Origin of the sequence: Streptosporangium minutum (assembly GCF_002149035.1) — a bacterium.
Classification (GTDB): domain Bacteria; phylum Actinomycetota; class Actinomycetes; order Streptosporangiales; family Streptosporangiaceae; genus Streptosporangium; species Streptosporangium minutum.
Genome location: NZ_NGFP01000164.1, coordinates 1 through 20,951 on the forward strand (window position 1 = coordinate 1; position 20,951 = coordinate 20,951).

Here is a 20,951-nt window from a genome sequence, read left to right on the forward strand (position 1 = left end):
CGTCACCGCCCCGGGCGAGCACCCGTAACGTGCCGGGACCGTCCGGCGTCCGCGAGGTCCGCCAGATCGCCCCGTCGGCCGTCTTCCGCCAGGTCGGGTCACCGCCCCCGCGCCGATGCGGGCCGAGGGTCAGTTCAAGGTCGAGCGGCCCCTCCGAACGCCACCGCCGCTCCCTCACCGCGGGCCGCGCGAGCACTGTCATCCCACCCGCGCCGTGGGGGATCAGACGTCGCTGGAGAATCGGACGGCGCACTCGGGGAGCACGACGCCGGGCCAGATGCGGCTGCCCGCCATGAGCTCGTTGCCCGGACCCACGATCGCGCCGTCGCCGATGACGACGTCGCGCAGGACCGCCCCGGAGGCGACGCGGGCGCCGATGCCGACCACCGAGTCGGTCACGACCGCCCCCGAGTGGATCACGCAGTCGTCGCCGAGCACGCTGCCGGAGACCTGCGCGCCGGACTCCACGACCGCGCGGGCGCCGACCGCCGTGCCGCCGTCGACCTTGGCCTCGGTCGAGACCTTCGCGCCGGGCAGCGCGAGGAACTCGCCCGGGGGGCCGGGCAGCGCGGGCGAGGCGAGGCGGCCCAGGACCAGGTCACGGGAGCCCTTGATGAAGGCCGCGGGCGTGCCCACGTCGAGCCAGTAGGAGGCGTCGGCGTAGCCGAGCACCAGGGCACCGGAGTCGATCAGGCCGGGGAAGGTCTCGCGCTCGACCGAGACGACCTCCCCTGCCGGGATCGAGTCGATCACCGAGCGGGTGAAGACGTAGCAGCCGGCGTTGATCCGGTTGGTGACCGGGTTCGGGGTCTTCTCCAGGAAGGCGGTCACCCGCCCCGCGTCGTCGGTCGGCACGCAGCCGAAGCGCGTGGGGTCCTCCACCTCGGTCAGGTGCAGGGTGACGGCGGCCCGCCCGGCGACGTGCCGGGCCACCTGGTCGCCGATGTCGTGGCCGGACAGGATGTCACCGTTGAGCACCAGCACCGGAGCGTCGGGACCGCAGGTCAGCGCCTCGGCGGCGTTGCGGATGGCGCCGCCGGTGCCCAGTGGCGTCTCCTCGGTCATGTATTCGAGCGAGAGCCCGAACGCCGAGCCGTCCCCGAACGCCTCGGAGAACATCTCCGCCCGGTAGGAGGTGGCGAACACGATGCGCCGCACGCCGAACGAACGGGCCCGCGCGAGCTGGTGGGCAAGGAAGGGAACCCCCGCGGTGGGCAGCAGCGGCTTGGGGGTGCCGAGCGTCAGCGGACGCAGGCGCGTCCCCTGTCCTCCGACAAGGAGAATCGCCTCAAGCTCCGGCAAAGGGGTCTCCATCATCCCGTGAGGTTAACCCACTATTCGACAGCACGTTGATACGAGACCAGATGGGCTTCGGCCGAGGCTTCCCAGGTGAACTCCCTGGAGCGGGTCAGGCCCGCCGCGGACAGGGCCTCGCGGCGCTCCCGCGAGGCCAGCAGCGCGCGGAGCGCGTCGGCGATGCTGACGTCGTCGGGCTCGGTGTAGGCGACCGCGTCCCCTCCCACCTCGGGCAGCGAGGCGCGGTGCGTGGTGAGCACCGGCGCGCCGCAGGCCATGGCCTCCAGCACCGGGAGCCCGAAGCCCTCGCCGCGCGAGGGGAAGGCCGCCACGAGCGCGCCGCCGAGGAATCCGGACAGGTCTGCGAAGGCCAGATAGCCGGGGCGGAGCACCTTCACGGTGGAGGGCGCCTCCTCGACCGCCGCGTCCACGTCGGCGTCGCGGAGGCCGCCGGCCAGCACCAGTGCGGGCGGGTCGGGGAGGTCCCGCACGGCCCGGACGAAGCCGCGGATCAGGTTGGGGATGTTCTTGCGCGGCTCCAGCGGGCCCAGGAAGGCGACGTAGGGGGCGCCGTGCAGGCCGAGCCGGTCGGCGGCGTGCCTGACCTCCCGCTCGGACGGCCGGTGGAACAGCGCCGGATCCACGCCGTGATAGGCGACGTCGATCCGGGTGGGGTCGGCGGCGAGCACCCGGACCAGCTCGTCCCTGGTCGCCTTGGAGGGCACGATCACCCTGGAGGCGTGCCGGACCGCCGTGCGGGTCGCCGAGCGGAGGAAGGAGGCCCTGACCTCGCTGTGCTGCGAGGGCTCGGTGAACCAGGTGACGTCGTGCACGGTCACCACGGTCGGCAGGCCGGAGCGGAGCGGCATCGAGTAGCAGGGAGAGTGGATCACCTCGGCGCCGGTCTGCTGGGCGAGGACCGGGAGACCGGTCTGCTCCCAGGCGAGCCGGGCGGCCCGGTTGGAGATCCCGAGTGGGCCGGACAGGATCCGGGCGGAGGGCGCGAGCGCGGCGTACCGTTCGGCGTCGGCCCGCTGGCACACGACCGACAGGTCGGCGCCCGCCCTGTCCAGCGCGGCGACGAGTCCGTCGACATACCTGGTCAACGCACCGCGATCGGCCGGGACCGCGGCCGCGTCGACGAGCACTCGGGGCGTCAAGAAGGATCGCTCCCCTCAAGAACCACGCGGGACGGTCGTCCCCTTCTCCCGTTCACTCTATTGCCCCGGCCCCCGAAAACGTGGGGTGAATCACACGGCTTTTCCGGGGTCGGGATCGCGCCGGGGATCGACGGCGCGCCGCGCGGACAGGCCCGCCGCACCGGCGCAGACGAGATCGCCAACGATGATCACGATCCTGGAGCAGAGCGCCACGGCGATCGCCGATCCGCGGTCCAGGACCGGCGCCAGCACGACCACCATGGCCGCCTCGCGCACCCCCGCACCGGCCGGGACCACGAACGTCATGATCCCCAGGCACCAGGACAGCGCGAACGCCCCGATGGAGAACACGACCGCCGACACCCCGGAGGGCCCGAACTCGTGGACGACCGCGGCCAGGTGCAGGCCGTACGCGGTCCAGCCGAGCAGCGCCCAGCCCAGCGCGGTGAGCATGCCCCTGCGGGTGAGCGGGCGCTCCAGCGGCTCGCGCTTGAGCTTGCGCAGCCCGAACCCGAGGACCGCGTTGATCACCCGTGGCTCGAACACCACCGCGAGCAGCGGGAGCAGCAGGAACACCCAGGCGTACGGCGCGACCGACCCCGGCAGGGCGGTCAGCAGCGTCACCCCGGAGATCATCAGCCCGCTGCCGAGCTGCACCGGCATCGTCAGGAAGAAGGCCGCCGCGCTCCGCGGCCGGGGCACCCCCAGCTCGCGGCCCATCTCCATCTGGGCGAGCACCGGCCAGAGCGAGCCGGGGATGTATTTGCCGAGCTGGCCGACGAAGAAGACCTTCGCCGCCGGGCGGAACGCCAGCGGCGAGCCGAGGTCGGCCAGCAGCGCCCGCCACGTCATCATCCCGGAGCACAGCGCGGCGACCACGGCGACCAGCGACAGCACGAGCGACTGCCAGGACAGCCGGGCGAACCCGGCGCGGATCTCCTCCCACTGCCTCGCCACCACCCACGCGCCGAACCCCAGCGCCACGGCCAGGAAGGCGATCCGGACCAGCCTTCTCACAGGGGGCTGACCGGGTCGGGCGGCTGGGGCAGGGAGGCTCCGGCCGGGCGGCGGGCGCCCTTGGTGGCCACCCACAGGTAGGTCGGCACCACCGGCAGCAGCCCCCGCAGGACGGAGCGGGGCAGCCGGGCCAGCACGCCGCCGGCCACGCGGCCGACCACGCCGGGGAACAGCTCGGAGCCGGCGAACGCCGCCGGGGTGGCGAGCACCGGGAAGGTGTAGTCCCACACGCGCAGGCCGCGCACCATCCTCCGCAGGCCGCGACGGGTCCGGTAGCGCTCGTAGTAGCTGTCCGCGCGGCCGGACAGCCGGACGTAGCGGTCGGCCAGAGCGGGCGGCAGGTAGGACAGGAACGGCAGCTTGTAGTGCGGCTCCATCACCCCGAGCCGGTTGCCCAGCCCCAGGTAGAGCACGCCGTCGTCGGCGAGCACCCGGCGCATCTCGGCCATGATCGCGTCGGGGTCCACCACGTGCTCGTAGATGTGGTTGAAGACCAGCACGTCGATGGAGCCGTCGGGGAAGGGCAGCGCGGTGCCGTCGGCGCACACGAACTCGACCCGCTCGCCGAACCGCTCGGCCGCCTTGCGCAGGCCGGGCACGTCGATGTCGACGCCGAAGGTCCGTCTCGCGCCCGCGGCGGCGAGCTCGTCGGCGATGAAGCCCGCCGAGCAGCCGATGTCGGCGACCGTCAGGCCGTCGAGGACGTCCCGGTCACGGCCGAGGAAGTGGCCGAGCACCGCCACGATCTTCGCGGCCTTGCGGCGGCGCTTCTCCTCGTCCAGCATCGCCGCCTGGAACTCGGAGTACGCCAGCTGCGCCACCCGTTCCGCGCTCATCGGTCGCCCACCACTCCTCATCCGCTCCGCGGACCGCTCGTCCCTCGCGACCCGTCGTGCCGGGGACGCGCGGGGACACCGTGCTCACCGCACCGGGCCCGCGCGACGCCCATCGCCGCCACGCCGCCCAAGAGTACCGGCGAGCCGGGACCCTACCGCCGGGTAAGGTGCGCGTCGTACCCTTGGCGGATGCTCAGCCGCCTGCGGTCAAGCCGCCTGCTCCGGGTGCTGCTGGCGCTGGTCGCGCTGGCCTTCGTCGGCTACGGCCTGGCCCAGAACTGGGAGGGCACGCTCGAAGCGCTCGGCCGGCTGTCCTGGTGGTCGGTGGCCGGGGCCTGCGCGGCGGTGATGGCGGGGGCGGGATGCATGCTCCTCGCCTGGCGCTCCGTGGTCGCCGGGCTGGGCTCCCCGCTGCCGCTGCGCGTGGCCGCGCGCGTGCTGTTCGTCGGCCAGCTCGGCAAATACGTCCCGGGATCCGTCTGGGCCTACGCCGCGATGATGGAGCTGGGCCGCGACCACGGCTGCCCGCCCCGGCGCACCTTCAGCGCCACCTCCCTGGGCCTGGTGATCTCCCTGGGCTGCGCTGCCGGGCTCGCCGCCGCCACGCTGCCGTTCACCGCCCGGTCGGTGGCCGAGCGGGCGTGGTACCTCGTCCTGATCATCCCGGTGATCGTCGTGTGCCTGCATCCGAGGATCCTCACCTGGGGCCTGAACCTGGCGCTGCGGATCGCCCGCAAGGAGCCCATCGAGCAGGTGCTGCCCGGCCGCGCCCTGCTCGCCGCCGTCGCCTGGACGGTCCTCGGCTGGCTGCTCTACGGCCTGCACACCTGGCTCGTCCTCGGCGACCTGACCGGCGACTTCTCGCTCTACCCGCTCGGCGCCGGAGCCTACGCCTTCGCCTGGGCGACCGGCCTGCTGGTCGCGGTCGTCCCGGCCGGGCTGGGCGTGCGCGAGGCCGCGATGGTCGCGGTCCTCGTCACGGCGCTGGACGGCCACGGCCTCGTCCCGGCCGTGACCACCGCCGGGGCCGTCGCCCTGGTCTCCCGGCTGGCCTTCACCCTCACCGACGTGGCCTGGGCCGGGATCGGCTGGCTCCTCGGCCGCGGGACCGCTCAGGCCCCCACGGAGACCAGGGCGTCCACGTACGCCGCCCAGTAGGGCTCGGGGTCGACGGCCTTGACCCCGGCGCGGAGCCGTTCGGGCTCGCCCGGACGGTAGAACGCGGTCAGCGCCGCGCGGAGGTCCTCCACGGATCCGGGCTCGACGACCAGCCCGTCCACCCCGTCGGTGACGTGGTCGCCGAGCGTCCCCACCCGGCTGGCGATCACCGGCACCCCGTGCTCGTGGCCGAACCACACCTGCTGGCTGGCCGTCCCGCTCCGGTACGGCAGGACCAGCGCGTCGACGTCGGCGAACAGCCCCGGCACGTCGACGTCGGCCACGTAGCCCGGCCGCAGCTCCACCCGGCCGTCCAGCCCGAGCTCCGCGATCAGCGCCTCCGTCTCCCGCAGACCGCCCCAGAACTCTCCGGCGACCCGGAGGGAGACGTCCTCGGGCAGCGCGCGGATCAGCAGGTCGAGCCCCTTGTAGGGCCGGACCAGGCCGAAGAAGAGCAGCCTGCGCGTCACGCCCCCGGCCTCACCGCGCTCCCGGGGCCCGACCGGGAGGTGCGGCGCCATCTCGGCAACCGTCACCGGGGCGGGCCCCAGCTCGCGGGCCAGCGCCGCCTGCTGCCCGGAGTGGACGAGCACCCCGTCGACCCGGCGGAACAGGGCCTTCATCAGCGGAGTGTCGTAGGGCTTGCGCTCGTGGGGCAGCACGTTGTGGCAGAGCGCGACGACCCGGGTCCGGCCGCGCAGGCCGTACAGGATGCCCAGGTAGGGCGGGACCTGCACCGGGCTGAGCACCGCGAGGATCACCAGGTCGGCGGCCGCGAGCCGCCGCCCGCAGCGGGCCCAGCCGTCCGGGCGGCGCCAGTCGAGTTCGCGGCGGACGTGGGGGAACGGGGCGCCGTCGGGAGTGTCCACGGTCTGCTGCCCCGGATAGAGGAAGGAGGGGTACTGCGCCTTCCACGACTCGATCACCACGTCGTGCCCGGCGGCCCGCAGCCGGTGGGCCAGCTCGGTGGTGTGCGCGGCCCCGCCGCCCTTGTAGGGGTGGGTCGGCCCGACGATCGCGATCCGCATCTACTCGCTCCGGGAGCGCACGATGAGGTCGGCGAGCAGCGCCAGCGAGCCGATGAGCAGGCCGGAGATGAAGATCACGATGGTGTTGCTGGTCAGGTAGAACCCGTAGCGGACCATGTCCACGACGCCCTTGACCAGGCCGATGCCGATCAGCCAGAGCGCGGGCGGCATGAGAACCTTGAGCGGGTTGAAGTACATGACCATCCGCAGCACCTGCAGGATGTAGCGGTAGGCGTCGGAGACGAAGCTGAACTTCGACTTGCCCGCCCGCTTGCTGTAGCCGATCGGCAGGTAGTAGACGTCGTGCTGGTTGGACAGGAACGACAGCGTGATCGTGGTGACGCAGGAGAACCCGGGCGGCAGCAGCCGCAAGTACGGCTTGGCGACCGACTTGCGGAACGCCCGCAGGCCGCTGTTGAGGTCGGGGATCTTCTGCCCCGCCAGCCGCTCGGCCACCTTGCGGATGAACCACTTCGCCGGCACCCGCAGGAACTTGTGCGAGCCCTCCTCGGTGGTCCGCGCACCCACGACCTGGTCGATCGTGGGGTCCTTGTGCAGGATGTCGACGAGCTCGGGGATGCGCTCGTTCGGGTACGTCATGTCCGCGTCGGTCCACACGACGATCTCGCCGCGCGCCTCCTGGCTGCCGATCCTGCGCACCGTGCCCGACCCGCCGTTGCGGTGGAAGGCCCGGATCCGCATGTTGGGGAAGCGCGGCGCGGCCTCCTGCAGTCTGGCCAGCGTCTGGTCGGTGGAGAAGTCGTCCACGGCCACGAGCTCATAGGTGTAGCCGCTGCGGTCCATGGCCTCGCAGATGCGCTCGACCTCGTCAATGACATGGTTCTGCTCGTTGTAACAGGGCAGAACGATCGTGACGTACGGCGTTGCGTCCACAGCTGGTCCACTCTCGGATGTCTCGGGCGTGCTCACGTCGGGCGAGGATACTCTGCCCGGCCGGGAGCCGGTCTCACTTCGCCGCGGTCGGACGGCCACGCGGCACGCCCCAGGCCCCCGGACCACACGCGGATCCCGGCCGCCGCCGAGACGCCCGGAGCACCGCTCACCGCTGCCCCGATCCTCTCACCCCGAGGTCGGGGGCCGCTCCGCCGCCCGGCTCACCGCGAGGTCAGGCGCCGATCCGCCGCCCGGCGACGGATCCGCGTCATCTCGTCCCGACGGTCACGGGGGCGGACCGCCCGTCACCCACCATCGCGGCCTCATACACGCCCGCCATCCCCTTGACCGCGTCGATCACCGTCTTGGCGCGACCCGGATCGACGAGCTTGGCGTGGTAACTCTCCGGGAAGCGGCTCTCCGGAACACCGGAGCCGAGGGATTTCACCGCCCAGACGTGCCCGAACACCCGGCGGGCGTGGGCGCGGTTCTCGAAGTAGAGGTTCTGGCTCTCTTCGAGGGTGCCGAGCCGGGCCTCGATGGCCTTCTTCTCCTCCAGCGTGGCCGACCCTCGCCCCTTGCAGGCGTAGACCGTCTTCTTGTGCCCGCACAGCGTGACGGTGACGTCCGCCTTGTCCTCCCAGAAGAAATCACCGAAGGAGAAGACGGTGGAGACGCCTGCCGCTTTCCCCAGCTCCGACCGGAAGGGCACGATGTCGTCCCAGTGACGGAGCCTGCCCCGGAACGACTCCGGCATGTCCTCGACCTGGAGGGCCGAGAGCAGGGTCTTGTTGCCGGCGTTCTGTTTCCTGAAGTTCGCCCATGCCTCTTCGCGGGACTCGAACTCGACCTCCGTCACCTTCGGCATCGCCCGCAATCTCGTCTCCAGCACGCGTTCCTGCTCCGCCGTGGTCGCCCGCCCCCGGCAGTTCTCCCAGACGTCGTCGTCCCTGCACAGGAAGACGGTGAATGTGCCGCCCTCGGGCCAGTCGTCCGGCGGCGGAAGCACCTGGACGCCCTGCCGATCCTGCCGATCTTGTTGATCCACCGCCCCGGCCGCTCCCGCGGCCCCGGCTGTCCCGAAGGCCACGGCGACGGTCGTCACCCCGGCCAGCAGAACCCGCCCGACCGTCGGCATCGTTGCACCCACCGTGTCACCCACCGCAATAGTCAGGATATTTCCCGACATCCTGACATGGACGGCCCGGTTTTGATCATCAATTAGGGAAGGGCCATCCAGACGGCCATGGACAGCGACCAGGTGCCGTCCGGAGGGGCGACGAGCGATCTCTCCTCCTGGCGGGTGCGGAGGTTCATCACCTGGACCGGCGTGCCGTACTGGGCGAGCTGGTCGGCCCTGGCGGCGAGCAGGACCGGGACGCGGCCGGTGGCGCGGGTGCGGCCGATCAGGCGGTTGACGTCAGAGGGGACGGGGACGTCGGCGCCCCGGTAGAAACCGACCCGGGCGGTGGGGACCCCGCAGGTGCCCCGGACGAGCTGGGTGAACCGGTCGCCGGTGACCCGCTCCACGATCAGCACCGAGGCCCGTTCCGGCAGGGCCGCGCACATCGCCTCGACCGCCGCGCGCTCGCCGCGCTCGATGGGAGTGAAGGCCGTCCCGGCGGAGGTGATCGCCGGGGGGACGAGCAGAAGCACCGCGCCGACGGCGGCCAGGCCGTTCTGGACGGCCGGGCCGTACCCCATCCTGCGGGCCTTGTCCCGCACCCAGCGCAGGCCCCAGACGGCGAGCAGGACGAGGCCGGGGATGACGATGGGGACCAGCCGCCGGGCGGCCCACGGGTGGTCGGGGGTGATGCCCGGACGGTAGAGCGTGGTGAGCGTGGTCCAGCCGATGACGGCCAGCGGCAGCAGCCAGCCGAACCCCCTGCCCCGCACCATCCTGCGCGTGAGCACCGCCCCGGCCAGCGTGGCCAGCACCACCACGGGGACCCCGACGTACCAGATCACCCAGTACAGCGACTCCTCGTAGTAGAGCCGGGCGCCGTCGACAGGCAGGCCGTTCGCCTTCTGCGTCCTCTCGATGAACTCGTAGTTCAGCCGGTCCTCCGGCGTGGTCGGCCACCGCAGGACGGTCTGCAGCCACGGCCGGGCCGCGAAGGCCACCATGACCAGCACCACCAGGCCGCCGGCGATCTCGGGCAGCCGCCGGATCCCCGCGGCCCGCCGCAGCGGGGCCGCGAGCCTCGGCGCCGCGAGCGCGACGACCAGGGTGAGCACCAGGACCGCGCCGCAGATGGCCAGCAGCGGCTGGAGCGAGCCGGACAGGTAGTCCAGGTAGGGCCTGGACAGGATGTATCCGGCCGCGACCCCCAGGATGGACCCGGCCGCCAGGCCGCAGAGCAGCGGGACGCCGAGGCGCCCCTCGTCACGGACCTCCGCCCGGCGCAGGGCGATCAGCAGCCCGGCGTAGACCAGCACGGGAAGCACGTCGCGCAGGCCGTCGATCCTGACCAGGACGGCCAGGCCGAACACCAGGCCGGCCAGCTCCGCCCCGATCACGGCGCCGTCCGACTGGGCCCGGCGGATCCGCCCCGGCTGCTCGGCGGAGGGCAGGGACGGCAGGTAGCCCAGGCCCGTGATGCCGGAGCGGAGCCTGACCTGGGCGTCGTGCAGCAGGGCGAGACCGCCGAAGAGCAGGATCATGGAGGGAATCTCGCTGAAGGTGGTGCGCGAGGTGTAGAGGATCGGGAGGCTGACCGCGAACACCAGGGCGGCCAGTGGCGCCCAGCGCGCGCCGACGAGCCGGGCGACGACCCCCGACAGGACGAGCACCGCCAGCGCTCCCAGCACCGGCGGCACCAGCAGCAGCCCGGTCAGGCCCCCCAGCCAGTGTCCCAGCGCGTCGATCAGCGGCGCGCCCGGCATGAACTGCGGCACGACCGCGCCGCCGGAGCTGTAGAAGCCCGGGCTCTCGAAGAACAGCGCGTGGTCCGGGCCGCCGAAGGCCCCCTGCTGGTAGGGGATCGGCAGCGAGCCGCGGCCGGCCAGCCAGACGGCGTACTGGGCGTAGGTGGCGGGGTCGCGGCGGACGACGAGCTGCTCACTGTGGAGCAGGCCGTTGAAGACCCCCGAGGCCAGGGCCGCGGCGACGACGCCGCTCGTCTGCCAGGCGGTCGCCTCGACGGTCTCGGGCAGCCGGCGCAGGCCGTACCGGCACAGGACCGCGGCTACCGCCAGGCCCAGCGGCAGGGCGGCGATCGGCCGGAACCAGCCGAGCAGCAGCAGCGACAGCCCGGCCACCAGCCAGCCCGCCAGCACGAGCGCGGGCACGACCGACACCACGGCGAGCACCCTGCCCGCCGAGGGCCTCCGCGTGTGATCCAACCAGGTGATCCTCATGGCTCGTCCCGAGCGTAGTGGCAGCCTCCGGCGACGGCGATGCCCGCGCGGCTGCCAGGTGAAAGCCGTTGACCTCCTCCCCGGCTTGAAGGCCGGGGATTCTCCCGTCGCGTCGCGGTCAAGCGGCGCGCGGGGGTTGACGCTTCACAGACCGGGTAGCCCCGAGGTCTCCACGTCCTGACACCGCTGGTCCGTCGGCGTTGTTGATGTTGATCGCGGCGTTGGTATCGGCGTGGCCGACCCACCCACACGCGGGGTTGACGCAGGCAAACACCGTTCCGTTGCGGCTGGCCGGGTCGCGGTGGCCGCATCGGTGGCAGGTCTGTGAGGTGCCCGGGGCGGGGACCTTGATGACCTGCCCGCCCCGGTCGGCACTCTTGTATTCGAGCATGGTGACGGTCCGGCCCCACGCCTCGCCGCTGATCGACCGGTTCAGGSCCGCCTTTTGGGCGACGTTCTTGCCCGGGGCTTCGATCGTGCCCTTGGCGGATTTGGTCATGTTGAGGATGGAGAGTTTCTCCACCTTGATCACAGCGAACGTGTCGGCGAGTTCGGTGGTGGTCTGGTGCTGCCAGTCGACGGCCCTGCGCTTGGCTTTCGCACGGAGCCGGGCGATCTGGTCGTAGGTACGCYGCTCCCGCCCCGAGGGGCGGGTCTTCTTCGGTCGGGACGCGCGCCGGCGGGCCGACTTCTTCTCCAACCGGCGCAGGTGCTCGCGCTCGCCGTGGGTCAGCCAGGAGCCGTGCTCGCGCATCGTCCCGTTCGACAGGGCCAGGGCGACATTGACGCCCCGGTCGATCCCGACCTGCGGGCCCTGATGCGCGCAGGCGGGCGCGAGCAGGGTTTCGGTGCGCAACACCAGGTGCCAGCCGTCGGCTTCCTTGATCAGGCGTCCGCCGGTCACCTTCCCCGCAGGAGAGTTCTTCCCGACGCCGGGCAGGTCTCGGGTCCACCGGAACCGGACCCGGCCCACCATCGGCAGGGTGACCGCGCCCCACTTGGCCGACAGGCGGACGAGGCGCATGTTGCGGACCTGCGGCACGTCGACCGCCAAGCGGGGCCGGTTCTTCTTCGACTTGAAGGTGGGCCGCTTGGCGGGGTGATCGGGGTTGAAGAAGTTCTCCCACGCCTGCCGATATGTTTTCAGGACGGCTTGGGCGGCCTGGGCGGGCAGCACCGCCAGGAATGGGAAGTCCACGCGGGCTTGGCGGATCGCCTGATCGGCCTGGGCCAGGGTCGGCCTTCTGCCGGAGAAATGCGTCCAGTAGGCGTGCAGGCAGTTCCACACGGTGATCGCGGCGGACGCCTGCCCGTGCAGGAGCGCGGACTGAGCGCAGGTCAGCTCCGGGCGGGCTTTGTGCCCGCGCTGCCGCTTGACCATTCCCTGCCCGCCCATGAGCAYGAACCTATCCAATCCAGCATTGGGTTATGGCTGAATGCAGCGGTATAAGGACTGGTAGGCACTGTGTTTTTCTGCTCCACGTCCACTTGGTTTTCGTGACCAGGCTCCGGCATCGGGTGTTCACCGACCCCCACCTGGCCCGCATGGAAGAGATCATGAGGGACGTGTGCGCCGACTCCGAGACCGAGCCGGTCGAGTTCAACGGTGAGAACAACCACGTCCACCTGCTGGTCAACTTCCCATCCAAGGTCGCCCTGTCCAAGCTCGTCAACTCGCTGAAGGGCGTGGCGTCCCGGCGGATGCGACAAGGGTTCCCCGAKTTGGCCGCCCACTGCTACCGGGCGAACGAGCTGTGGTCGGGCTCCTACTTCGCCGGGAGCATCGGCGGCGCACCGTTGTCGATCGTGCGCCAGTACATCGAGCAGCAAAACCGCCCGGTCTAGGCCCTTGGTGACGCTCGCGCCCTGGCGGGCACTCACGCGCGGGGCCTTCACCTCGGGCTGAGGCCCGGAGCACCAGCCCGCATTCCGGTAGCGGAAGGTCGCGATCGTCGAATCTCCTTGAGGTTGGGAATCCCCGGTTTCAGCCGCGGGGAGGAAGTCATCGATGCACCCCCTCAGGGTCGCTCGGGCGTGATGCAGGCGGCTTTTCACCGTGCCGACCGGGATCCTCAGCACCTTGGCGATCTCCCGGTGGGTCAGGTCGTTGAGGAAGGAGAGCACGACGACCTCGCGTTGTGCCAGCGGCAGCCGGGCCAGCGCCGCCTGCACCCGCTCACCGCCCACGGCCAGCTCCTCCGGACCGGGCACGGGGTCGGCTCCGTCGGGCGGTTCGGCCGCGAGCGGGGGCGGGACCCCGCGCAGCCGGTTGTGCGCCTGTCTGCGCGCCACCCCGAACAGCCAGGTGCTGACGGCGGAGCGGCTCCGGTAGGTGGCCGCCGAACGCCACACGGCCAGCAGCGTGTCCTGGAGGATCTCCTCGGCCGTGCCCCGATCCCCGGCGAGCCGGTAGAGGAAGGCGGACAGCGGTCCGGCGTAGCGCTCGTACAGCTCGGTCAGCGCGCTCGCGTCGCCGTCGGCCACGCGGGCCAGGACGAGCACGTCCTCCTGCCGCGCGCGGGCACGGCGGCCCGCGACCGCGAACCGGCGCAACGCCATCCCCTCGGCTCCCCCATCCATGCCCGGTGTGTAGCGCCGGACCCGTCCCGAGGTTCACCGGACGGCCTTCCCCGGCCGGTGATCAGCGTTCCCCGGGAGGTCTCCCGCTGTCCATGGGGCTGTGGCGCGAATCTCGTCCGCCGTTCTTACCGGTCGGTAGTGATGCCTAGGGTGGGTGGGTAGATACCCGACGCAAGGTGACAATCCGTACCCCGGGGGGATGCAGCATGACGGCGCGAATGGGCACGGCACGGCTCGGTCCGGCCGAGCGGACCGCCGCACTGACGCAGATGGGCGCTCAGGAACTCGACGTGGTGGTGATCGGCGGCGGCGTCGTCGGCGCCGGGGTCGCGCTGGACGCGGCGACCCGAGGGCTGAGCGTCGGGCTGCTGGAGGCGCGCGACTTCGCCTCGGGCACCTCGTCCAGATCGTCCAAGCTGATCCACGGCGGGCTGCGTTATCTGGAGCAGCTCAACTTCGACCTGGTCAGGGAGGCGCTCCGGGAGCGGGCCCTGCTGCTGCAGCGGATCGCCCCGCACCTCGTGCGGCCCGTGCCGTTCCTGCTCCCGCTCACCCACGTCGGGTGGGAGAGGCCGTACGTCGGGGCGGGCCTGGTGATGTACGACTCGCTGGGCTTCTCCTTCGGCTCCACCCGTGGCGTGCCCGGACACCGGCACCTGTCGCGCGGCAGGGCACTGCGGATCGCGCCCTCCTTGCGGCGGACGGCGTTCTCCGGCGCGGTCCAGTACTGGGACGCCCAGGTCGACGACGCCCGCTACGTGATGACCATGCTGCGGACCGCCTCCTCCTACGGGGCGCATGTGGCGTCGCGGGCCCAGGTGGTGGGCTTCCTGCGGGAGGGCGAGCGGGTCACCGGGGTCCGGGTGCGCGACCTGGAGGCCGGGACCGAGATGGACGTGCGGGCCCGCCAGGTGGTCAACGCCACCGGCGTGTGGACCGACGACATCCAGGAGCTGGTCGGCGGCCGGGGGCAGATCCACGTCCGCGCCTCCAAGGGCATCCACCTGGTCGTGCCGCGTGACCGGATCCACTCCCTCACCGGCATCATCCTGCGCACCGAGAAGTCGGTGCTGTTCGTGATCCCCTGGGGCCGTCACTGGATCATCGGGACCACCGACACCCGCTGGGACCTGGACCGGGCCCACCCGGCGGCCTCCCGGTCGGACATCGACTACGTGCTGGAGCACGTGAACGAGGTGCTCTCGGTGCCGCTCACCCGCGACGACGTCGAGGGCGTCTACGCCGGGCTGCGCCCGTTGCTGTCGGGGGAGTCGGAGGAGACGTCCAAGCTCTCCCGCGAGCACATGGTGGCCCACCCGGTGCCGGGGCTGGTCATGGTGGCCGGCGGGAAGTACACCACCTACCGGGTCATGGCGCAGGACGCGGTGGACGCGGTGGCGCACGGGCTGGACCAGCGGGTCCCGCCCTCGTGCACGGACCGGATCCCGCTGGCGGGGGCGGAGGGGTACCAGGCGCTGTGGAACTCCCGGCAGCGGCTGGCCCAGTCGTCCGGGCTGCACGTGGCGCGGATCGAGCACCTGCTGCAGCGGTACGGGTCCATGATCGACGAGGTGCTCGCGCTGATCGAGGCGGACCCGTCGCTGGCCCTCCCGCTGGCCGGGGCGGACGACTACCTGCGGGCGGAGATCGTCTACGCGGCCACCCATGAGGGCGCCCGCCACCTGAACGACGTGCTGGCCCGGCGCACGCACATCTCGATCGAGACCTTCCACCGCGGGCTGGGCGTGGTCGAGGAGGCGGCCGGGCTGCTCGCCGGCCCGCTGGAGTGGGACGACGAGCAGGTCAAGCGCGAGGTGGAGTACTACACCAAGCGGGTCGAGGCCGAGCGGCTCTCCCAGGAGCAGGACACCGACCAGGAGGCCGACGCGATCCGCCTCGGCGCCCCCGACGTCGTCCCCGTCGCGAGCCCCAAGAACGCCTGAGCACCGCTCCCGCCGACACCGGGAGCGGGCGAGCGGAGTGCGGCTCCCGCCGTGGAGGCGGGAGCCGTACGGGGAGCCCCGCGGCGGGAGAGGACCCGGAACCCGGCGACCAGGCCGGGAGGGGCCGTACTAGGAGGTCTGGTCGAACGGGATCCAGGCCTGGTCGGCGAGGCCGTTCAGGGCGTTGACCTTGAGTCCCAGGTCGGAGACCGTCCAGAGGCTGTCGCCGATGACGATCGAGCGGCGGATGCCCGGGTCGTAGGGGGCGAAGCGGGCGTTGCCGGCGGCCTTGGGCCGGGCGTGGACGATGGTGCCCACCTTGGTGACGGCGGATTCGTCGATCTTGAGGACGAGGGCGGCGCCGTTGGTCTGCTCGGTGCCGTTCCAGGTGTTCAGCGGCAGGACCGCGGTGCCCGTCCTGGCCCAGTAGAGGAAGGCGTGCGGGTCCCATTCGGCCTCGGAGCCGGAGTCCTTCTGGAACATCTGCGACAGGCGGCGCGGGTTGGCCGGGTCGCCGACGTCGAACAGCGAGACCTGGGTGCCGAGCGTGCGGCCCTTCTCACTCGCCTCCTGGCCGAGCCCGATCAGCCGTCCGTCGCCCGCCGGGTGCAGATAGGCGGAGTAGCCGGTGATCTTCAGCTCGCCGGTCTTCCTCGGGGCCGCCGGGTCGCGCAGGTCGAGGGTGTAGAGCGGGTCCACCTGCTTGAACGTCACCACGTAGCCGACCGGGCCGATGAACCGGACCGAGTAGATCCGCTCGCCGGCGCCCAGGCCGCCGACCTCTCCGACCTTTTTCAGGGTGTCGGCCTTGAGCACGTAGACGGCGCTGGAGCTGTCCTGCCCGGAGGTCGAGGTGGTGGCGACCCTCAGGTGCCCCTCGTGCTCGGACAGGGAGTACTGGTTGAGCAGCCGGCCGGGCACCTTCCCGGAGGCGACGTAGCGGGGCGCGCCCGCCGCGGCGATGTCGAAGCGGTGGACCTCGGTCTCCTCCGGCGGCTCGACCGGCGTCTTCACGGGCTCGGGAGCCGGGTCGGAGGTCGAGGTGGCGCCGGTCGGTGCCGGCGTGACGGTGACCGGCGCGTCCGTGGGGGCCGGTGCCGGCGTGACGGTGACCGATGTGCCAGCGGACGGCGTGCCCGTGGGGGCCGGTGCCGGCGTGACGGCGACCGATGTGCCAGCGGACGGCGTGCCCGTCGGGGCCGGTGCCGGTGTGACGGTCACCGTCGGCTCCGTCGGCGTCGGCTCGATCTGCGGAGCCTCAGCGGTGGCCGTGACCGTCGGCGCGTCCTCGATCATCGGCGGTTCGATCGGCCGGGGCCACCACCAGCGCGGGTTGCTGGTCACGTACAGGCTGGAGCCGGTGCCGTAGACCGTGTCGCCGTCGGCCGCCACGCTGATCGGGGTGGTCTCCGCGAGCCCCTGGGACAGGTCGAAGCTGTGCACGGTCAGCATCGAGGTGCCGGTGTACTCCGTGGGGTGGCTGACCTGGTCGCACTTGACCGAGCCGGTCGAGGTGACACCCTTGGCGTCCGTCGTCTCGAACTTCGGCAGCCACGCCTCCAGCGGCGCCTTCCTGACGATGTCCGCGTTCAGGCGGGTCCGCTCGTTCTCCGAGACGTCGGGGCCGGCGTCCGGGAAGTTGATCTCAGGCTGGCTGCGGACCACGAGCCGCACCGTCGAGCCGATCATCCTGGCGTCCACGTGGGAGCCGTTCGGCGTGAGGGAGCCGATCACCTTCGGCTCCCCGGACAGGTCGATGAGGACGTAACGCGGCCCCGGGCTCGCCGGCCGCTTGGCCATCGCGCCGAACGGGATGATCCCGCCGCCGGAGAACAGCACCAGCGCCCGGTCCCCGCTGACCAGCAGATCGGCCGGGGCCCACGCCTGCTCGGCGTCCACCAGCTTGAGCGTGCCGGTGACCTTCCTGGTCGCGGTGTCGACCACCCGCAGCACGCCGCGGTTGACGGTGATCACCCGGTTGCCGTCGGTCTTCACCAGGTCCGGCTCGTCGACCCCGGCCTCATGCACGTTCGTGGTCGAGTGCTCGGGCGCCGAGCTCTTGCCGCGGGCCGTGGCGACATCCGAGCGCGCCTCCATGTACATGATCTGCGGTCCGCCCAGCCCCCACGGCCCGACCTGCTTCGCCGTCGCCGACCGCAACCCGGCCAGCATGTCGTCGCAGCCGTTGTAGGAGACCAGCTTGATGTTCCCCAGGTCGACCGGCGTCGTACGGCTCGCGCCGGGCTCCGTCTCTGTCGAGCTGCACGCCGTGGCGAGCAGGGCGGCGGCGAGCGTGACGGCGCCGGCCGTACGAATGGATGTCCTCATGCTCCCTACGACGGATCACCGTCGTGTCCGGTTCAACCCGTTACCGACCAGTAGCCACGGGCGGCCACCCCAGAATATTCTTCGCGCATGGCTGTCACTCTCGGAGCTACCCGGACACTCGACCCGACCATGATCGAACGCATTGTCCGGCAGGTGACCTCCAGCGGGAAGACGCAGGCGATCACCGCGCCGTTCACCGGCGAGCCCCTCGCCGAACTGCCCCTCTCCACCGCCGAGGACGTCCGCGTCGCACACGCCAGGGCCCGCGAGGCGCGCGAGGCGTGGGCCGCGCTGCCCGTGCGCGAGCGGATCAAGCCCTTCCTCCGCCTGCACGACGCCATCCTCGACCGGCGCGAGGAGATCCTCGACGTGGTCCAGTGGGAGACCGGCAAGGCCCGCAGGCACGCCTTCGAGGAGGTCCTCGACGTGGCGGGCTGCACGCTCTACTACGTACGGCGGGCGCCCGGCCTCCTGGAGCCCAGGCGCCGCGCGGGCATCTTCCCCGTCGCGACGAAGACGGTCGAGGTGCGCCAGCCGAAGGGCACCGTGGCGCTGATCTCCCCGTGGAACTACCCGCTCTCGCTCGGCGTCACCGACGTCGTCCCGGCCCTGCTGGCGGGCAACGCCGTGGTCCACAAGCCCGACACCCAGACCGCGCTGTCCACCCTGTGGACGATCGACCTGCTGGTCTCCCTCGGGATGCCCCGCGAGATCTGGCAGGTCGTCCTCGGCGACCCCGCCGAGGTCGGCGAGGCGCTGATCGAGGACGCCGACTACGTGGCGTTCACCGGCTCGACCCGGGGAGGCCGGAAGATCGCCGAGGCGGCGGCCAGGCGGCTGATCGGCTGCTCGCTGGAGCTCGGCGGCAAGAACCCGATGGTCGTCCTCGACGACGCCGACCTGGACGTGGCCGCGCAGGGCGCGCTGCGCGCCTGCTTCACCAACGCCGGGCAGCTGTGCATCTCCATCGAGCGGCTCTACGTGCACGACGCCGTGTACGACGCGTTCGTGGAGAAGTTCGTCCGCCAGGCCCGCAACATGAAGCTCGGCGCGGGGCTCGACTGGAGCGTGCAGATGGGCTCGCTCACCTCACGGCGCCAGCTCGACGCGGTCGGCACCCACGTGGACGACGCCGTCGCGAAGGGGGCCGAGCTCCTCGCCGGCGGCAGGGCCCGCCCCGACGTCGGGCCGCTGTTCTACGAGCCCACGATCCTGGCCGGGGTGGACGAGAGCATGGACCTGTGCCGCGAGGAGACCTTCGGCCCGGTCGTCTCGGTCTACCGGTTCGCCGACGAGGACGAGGCGGTGGAGAGGGCCAACGACACCGTCTACGGCCTCAACGCCTCCGTCTGGACCCGCGACCTGTCCCGCGGCCGGGCGCTGGCCTCCCGGATCAAGGCCGGGACCGTCAACATCAACGAGGGGTACGGCTCGGCCTACGCCTCCTACGACGCCCCCATGGGGGGCATGAAGTCCTCCGGCCTGGGCCGCCGCCACGGGGCCGAGGGCCTGCTGAAGTACACCGAGGTGCAGACCATCTCCAGCCAGGCCTCCTGGATGGGCTTCGAGCCGATCCTCGGCATGACCTACGACAAGTACGCCGACACCCTGTCGGGCCTGCTCAAGACCATGAAGAAACTGCACCTGAAGTGAGGCCCGCGGCGGTCGCGCCCCGCGGGTGACCGTCACGACGTCGCGGGGGCCGGAGAGCGGTGCGGGCGCGGTGGCGCCCGCCGCGGTCCGGTCGTCGCCCGAAGGGAGTCTGCGGATGTTCGACTACGACGTGCTGGTGGTCGGCTCGGGGTTCGGCGGGAGCGTCTCGGCGCTGCGGCTGACGGAGAAGGGCTACCGGGTCGCCGTGCTGGAGGCCGGGCGGCGGTTCGACGAGGGCACGCTGCCCAGAACCTCCTGGCGGGTCCGTGACTTCCTGTGGGCGCCGGGGCTCGGGCTCAGGGGCATCCAGCGCATCCACGTGCTGCGCGGCCAGAAGGGCGCCGGCGTCATGGTCCTGGCGGGCGCGGGGGTCGGCGGCGGCTCGCTGGTCTACGCCAACACCCTCTACGAGCCCCTCGACCCGTTCTTCGAGGACGCCCAGTGGTCGGGCATCACCGACTGGAAGGCCGAGCTCGGCCCCTACTACGACCAGGCCAGGCGGATGCTGGGGGTGGTGGTCAACCCGACCGTCACCCGCGCCGACGAGGTGATGCGGAAGGTCGCCGACCGGATGGGCGTGGGCGACACCTTCCACCTGGCCCCGGTCGGCGTCTTCTTCGGCGAGCCGGGTGTCGAGGTCGACGACCCCTACTTCGGCGGCGCCGGGCCGCGCCGCAGGGGCTGCACCGAGTGCGGCGAGTGCATGACCGGCTGCCGGCACGGCGCCAAGAACATGCTCGTCAAGAACTACCTCTACCTGGCCGAGAAGGCCGGGGCCAAAGTCCATCCGGAGACCACGGTCACCTCGGTCCGCCCGGTGGACGGCGGCTACCGGGTCGAGGTGAGCAAGACGGGGGCGCCCTGGCGCCGCCGTACCCTCACCGCGGAGCAGGTGATCTTCGCGGCCGGCACGTACGGCACGCAGCGCCTGCTGCACCGCCTCAAGGCCACCGGCGCCCTGCCCCGGCTCTCCGACCGGCTCGGCACCCTGACCAGGACGAACTCCGAAGCGCTGCTCGGCTTCGAGCGGTTGTCCGTCGAGGGCGAGAAGCTCAACCACGGCGTGGCGATCACCTCCTCCATCCACCCGGACGCCCACACCCACATCGAGCCCGTCCGCTACGGCGACGGCTCCAACGCGATGGGCATGCTCCGCTCCCTCCTGATCGACGGCGGCGGCGCGCCCCGCTGGCTCAAGTTCCTCGGCGAGGCCGTGCGCAGACCCCATCTCGTGCCGAGGCTGTTCAACCACCGCCGGTGGTCGGAGCGCGCGATCATCGCCCTCGTCATGCAGGCCAAGGACAACTCGATCACCCTGTCGGCCCGGAGGGGGCTGTTCGGCTGGGGGCTCCGTTCCAGGCGGGGGCACGGCGACCCCAACCCCACCTGGCTCCCGGCCGGTCACGAGTTCGTCCGGCACGCCGCCGAGGAGGTCGGCGGCATGGCCGGCGGCTCGTGGCTCGACCTGTTCGACATCCCCGCCACCGCGCACTTCCTGGGCGGCTGCGCCATCGGCGCCGGCCGCGACACCGGGGTGATCGACGCCTATCACCGCGTCCACGGGCACGAGGGCCTGCACGTCGTCGACGGCTCCGCCGTCTCCGCCAATCCCGGCGTCAACCCCTCCCTCACCATCACCGCCCAGGCCGAGCGCGCCATGTCGCTCTGGCCCAACAGGGGAGAGGCCGACCCCCGGCC

Annotated in this window: 15 protein-coding genes and 2 pseudogenes; 5 read left to right on the top strand and 12 right to left on the bottom strand. The window is 72.0% G+C overall.

Going from position 1 to position 20,951, the window contains the following annotated elements; all coding sequences use genetic code 11:
• The 5 genes and pseudogenes from CA984_RS47365 to CA984_RS29090 form a co-directional block, all read right to left on the bottom strand.
• Positions 1-202: pseudogene (locus CA984_RS47365) on the bottom strand (DNA-3-methyladenine glycosylase 2 family protein); the annotation flags it as partial.
• Positions 203-222: 20 nt separating this feature from the next.
• A complete protein-coding gene (gene manB / locus CA984_RS29075) occupies positions 223-1,317 on the bottom strand; it encodes a mannose-1-phosphate guanylyltransferase (protein WP_086576706.1) in 1,095 nt (364 codons plus the stop codon).
• A gap of 17 nt (positions 1,318-1,334) precedes the next feature.
• Positions 1,335-2,456, bottom strand: a complete 1,122-nt coding sequence (locus CA984_RS29080; protein ID WP_086576707.1) for a glycosyltransferase family 4 protein — start codon at positions 2,454-2,456, stop codon at positions 1,335-1,337.
• Positions 2,457-2,546: 90 nt separating this feature from the next.
• Positions 2,547-3,473, bottom strand: a complete 927-nt coding sequence (locus CA984_RS29085; protein WP_086576708.1) for a lysylphosphatidylglycerol synthase transmembrane domain-containing protein — start codon at positions 3,471-3,473, stop codon at positions 2,547-2,549.
• Positions 3,470-4,309 (bottom strand): class I SAM-dependent methyltransferase, encoded by an 840-nt coding sequence (locus CA984_RS29090; RefSeq protein WP_086576709.1) that lies wholly within the window; start codon positions 4,307-4,309, stop codon positions 3,470-3,472. Before CA984_RS29090 ends, CA984_RS29085 begins: the two co-directional genes overlap by 4 nt.
• Before the next feature lie 189 nt (positions 4,310-4,498).
• On the opposite strand from CA984_RS29090, the gene CA984_RS29095 reads away from it, so the two are divergent.
• A complete protein-coding gene (locus CA984_RS29095; protein WP_086576710.1) occupies positions 4,499-5,467 on the top strand; it encodes a lysylphosphatidylglycerol synthase transmembrane domain-containing protein in 969 nt (322 codons plus the stop codon).
• Here CA984_RS29095 and CA984_RS29100 read toward each other — a convergent pair.
• From CA984_RS29100 to CA984_RS29120, 5 genes are all read right to left on the bottom strand, one after another.
• Positions 5,422-6,495, bottom strand: a complete 1,074-nt coding sequence (locus CA984_RS29100; RefSeq protein WP_086576711.1) for a glycosyltransferase family 4 protein — start codon at positions 6,493-6,495, stop codon at positions 5,422-5,424. The genes CA984_RS29095 and CA984_RS29100 overlap by 46 nt on opposite strands.
• Positions 6,496-7,425 carry a glycosyltransferase family 2 protein gene (locus CA984_RS29105; RefSeq protein ID WP_108724630.1) on the bottom strand — a complete coding sequence of 310 codons (930 nt, stop codon included), beginning with the start codon at positions 7,423-7,425 and terminating at the stop codon, positions 6,496-6,498.
• A 232-nt stretch (positions 7,426-7,657) separates the two neighbouring features.
• Positions 7,658-8,527 (bottom strand): permease-like cell division protein FtsX, encoded by an 870-nt coding sequence (locus CA984_RS29110; protein WP_086576713.1) that lies wholly within the window; start codon positions 8,525-8,527, stop codon positions 7,658-7,660.
• An 83-nt stretch (positions 8,528-8,610) separates the two neighbouring features.
• Positions 8,611-10,734 (bottom strand): hypothetical protein, encoded by a 2,124-nt coding sequence (locus CA984_RS29115; protein WP_242676235.1) that lies wholly within the window; start codon positions 10,732-10,734, stop codon positions 8,611-8,613.
• 133 nt (positions 10,735-10,867) lie between these two features.
• Positions 10,868-12,145 carry an RNA-guided endonuclease InsQ/TnpB family protein gene (locus tag CA984_RS29120; RefSeq protein WP_242676236.1) on the bottom strand — a complete coding sequence of 426 codons (1,278 nt, stop codon included), beginning with the start codon at positions 12,143-12,145 and terminating at the stop codon, positions 10,868-10,870.
• Positions 12,146-12,177: 32 nt separating this feature from the next.
• On the opposite strand from CA984_RS29120, the gene tnpA reads away from it, so the two are divergent.
• A complete protein-coding gene (gene tnpA / locus CA984_RS29125) occupies positions 12,178-12,594 on the top strand; it encodes an IS200/IS605 family transposase (RefSeq protein ID WP_086576720.1) in 417 nt (138 codons plus the stop codon).
• A gap of 180 nt (positions 12,595-12,774) precedes the next feature.
• On the opposite strand, the pseudogene CA984_RS29130 reads toward tnpA, so the two are convergent.
• A pseudogene (locus CA984_RS29130) lies at positions 12,775-13,329 on the bottom strand (RNA polymerase sigma factor); the annotation flags it as partial.
• A gap of 206 nt (positions 13,330-13,535) precedes the next feature.
• On the opposite strand from CA984_RS29130, the gene CA984_RS29135 reads away from it, so the two are divergent.
• The gene (locus tag CA984_RS29135; protein ID WP_086576716.1) at positions 13,536-15,272 is read left to right on the top strand and encodes a glycerol-3-phosphate dehydrogenase/oxidase; all 1,737 of its coding nucleotides are present in this window, start codon (positions 13,536-13,538) and stop codon (positions 15,270-15,272) included.
• 129 nt (positions 15,273-15,401) lie between these two features.
• On the opposite strand, the gene CA984_RS29140 is transcribed toward CA984_RS29135, so the two are convergent.
• Positions 15,402-17,600: a beta-propeller domain-containing protein gene (locus CA984_RS29140; RefSeq protein ID WP_086576717.1), complete on the bottom strand. Its 2,199-nt coding sequence runs from the start codon at positions 17,598-17,600 to the stop codon at positions 15,402-15,404.
• A gap of 87 nt (positions 17,601-17,687) precedes the next feature.
• Here CA984_RS29140 and CA984_RS29145 point away from each other — a divergent pair, with 87 nt between their 5' ends.
• Positions 17,688-19,253: a succinic semialdehyde dehydrogenase gene (locus tag CA984_RS29145; protein WP_086576718.1), complete on the top strand. Its 1,566-nt coding sequence runs from the start codon at positions 17,688-17,690 to the stop codon at positions 19,251-19,253.
• Positions 19,254-19,368: 115 nt separating this feature from the next.
• Positions 19,369-20,951 (top strand): FAD-dependent oxidoreductase (locus CA984_RS29150; RefSeq protein ID WP_086576719.1); only part of this gene is annotated, 1,583 nt, incomplete at its 3' end.

What these genes read in the sequence shown, in the direction of transcription:
- CA984_RS29095 (WP_086576710.1), top strand. Translation starts at nt 4,499, where the DNA reads ATGCTCAGCCGCCTGCGGTCAAGCCGCCTGCTCCGGGTGCTGCTGGCG.
- CA984_RS29090 (WP_086576709.1), bottom strand. Translation starts at nt 4,309, where the DNA reads ATGAGCGCGGAACGGGTGGCGCAGCTGGCGTACTCCGAGTTCCAGGCG.
- CA984_RS29145 (WP_086576718.1), top strand. Translation starts at nt 17,688, where the DNA reads ATGGCTGTCACTCTCGGAGCTACCCGGACACTCGACCCGACCATGATC.
- CA984_RS29140 (WP_086576717.1), bottom strand. Translation starts at nt 17,600, where the DNA reads ATGAGGACATCCATTCGTACGGCCGGCGCCGTCACGCTCGCCGCCGCC.
- CA984_RS29135 (WP_086576716.1), top strand. Translation starts at nt 13,536, where the DNA reads ATGACGGCGCGAATGGGCACGGCACGGCTCGGTCCGGCCGAGCGGACC.
- manB (WP_086576706.1), bottom strand. Translation starts at nt 1,317, where the DNA reads ATGATGGAGACCCCTTTGCCGGAGCTTGAGGCGATTCTCCTTGTCGGA.
- CA984_RS29110 (WP_086576713.1), bottom strand. Translation starts at nt 8,527, where the DNA reads ATGCCGACGGTCGGGCGGGTTCTGCTGGCCGGGGTGACGACCGTCGCC.
- CA984_RS29100 (WP_086576711.1), bottom strand. Translation starts at nt 6,495, where the DNA reads ATGCGGATCGCGATCGTCGGGCCGACCCACCCCTACAAGGGCGGCGGG.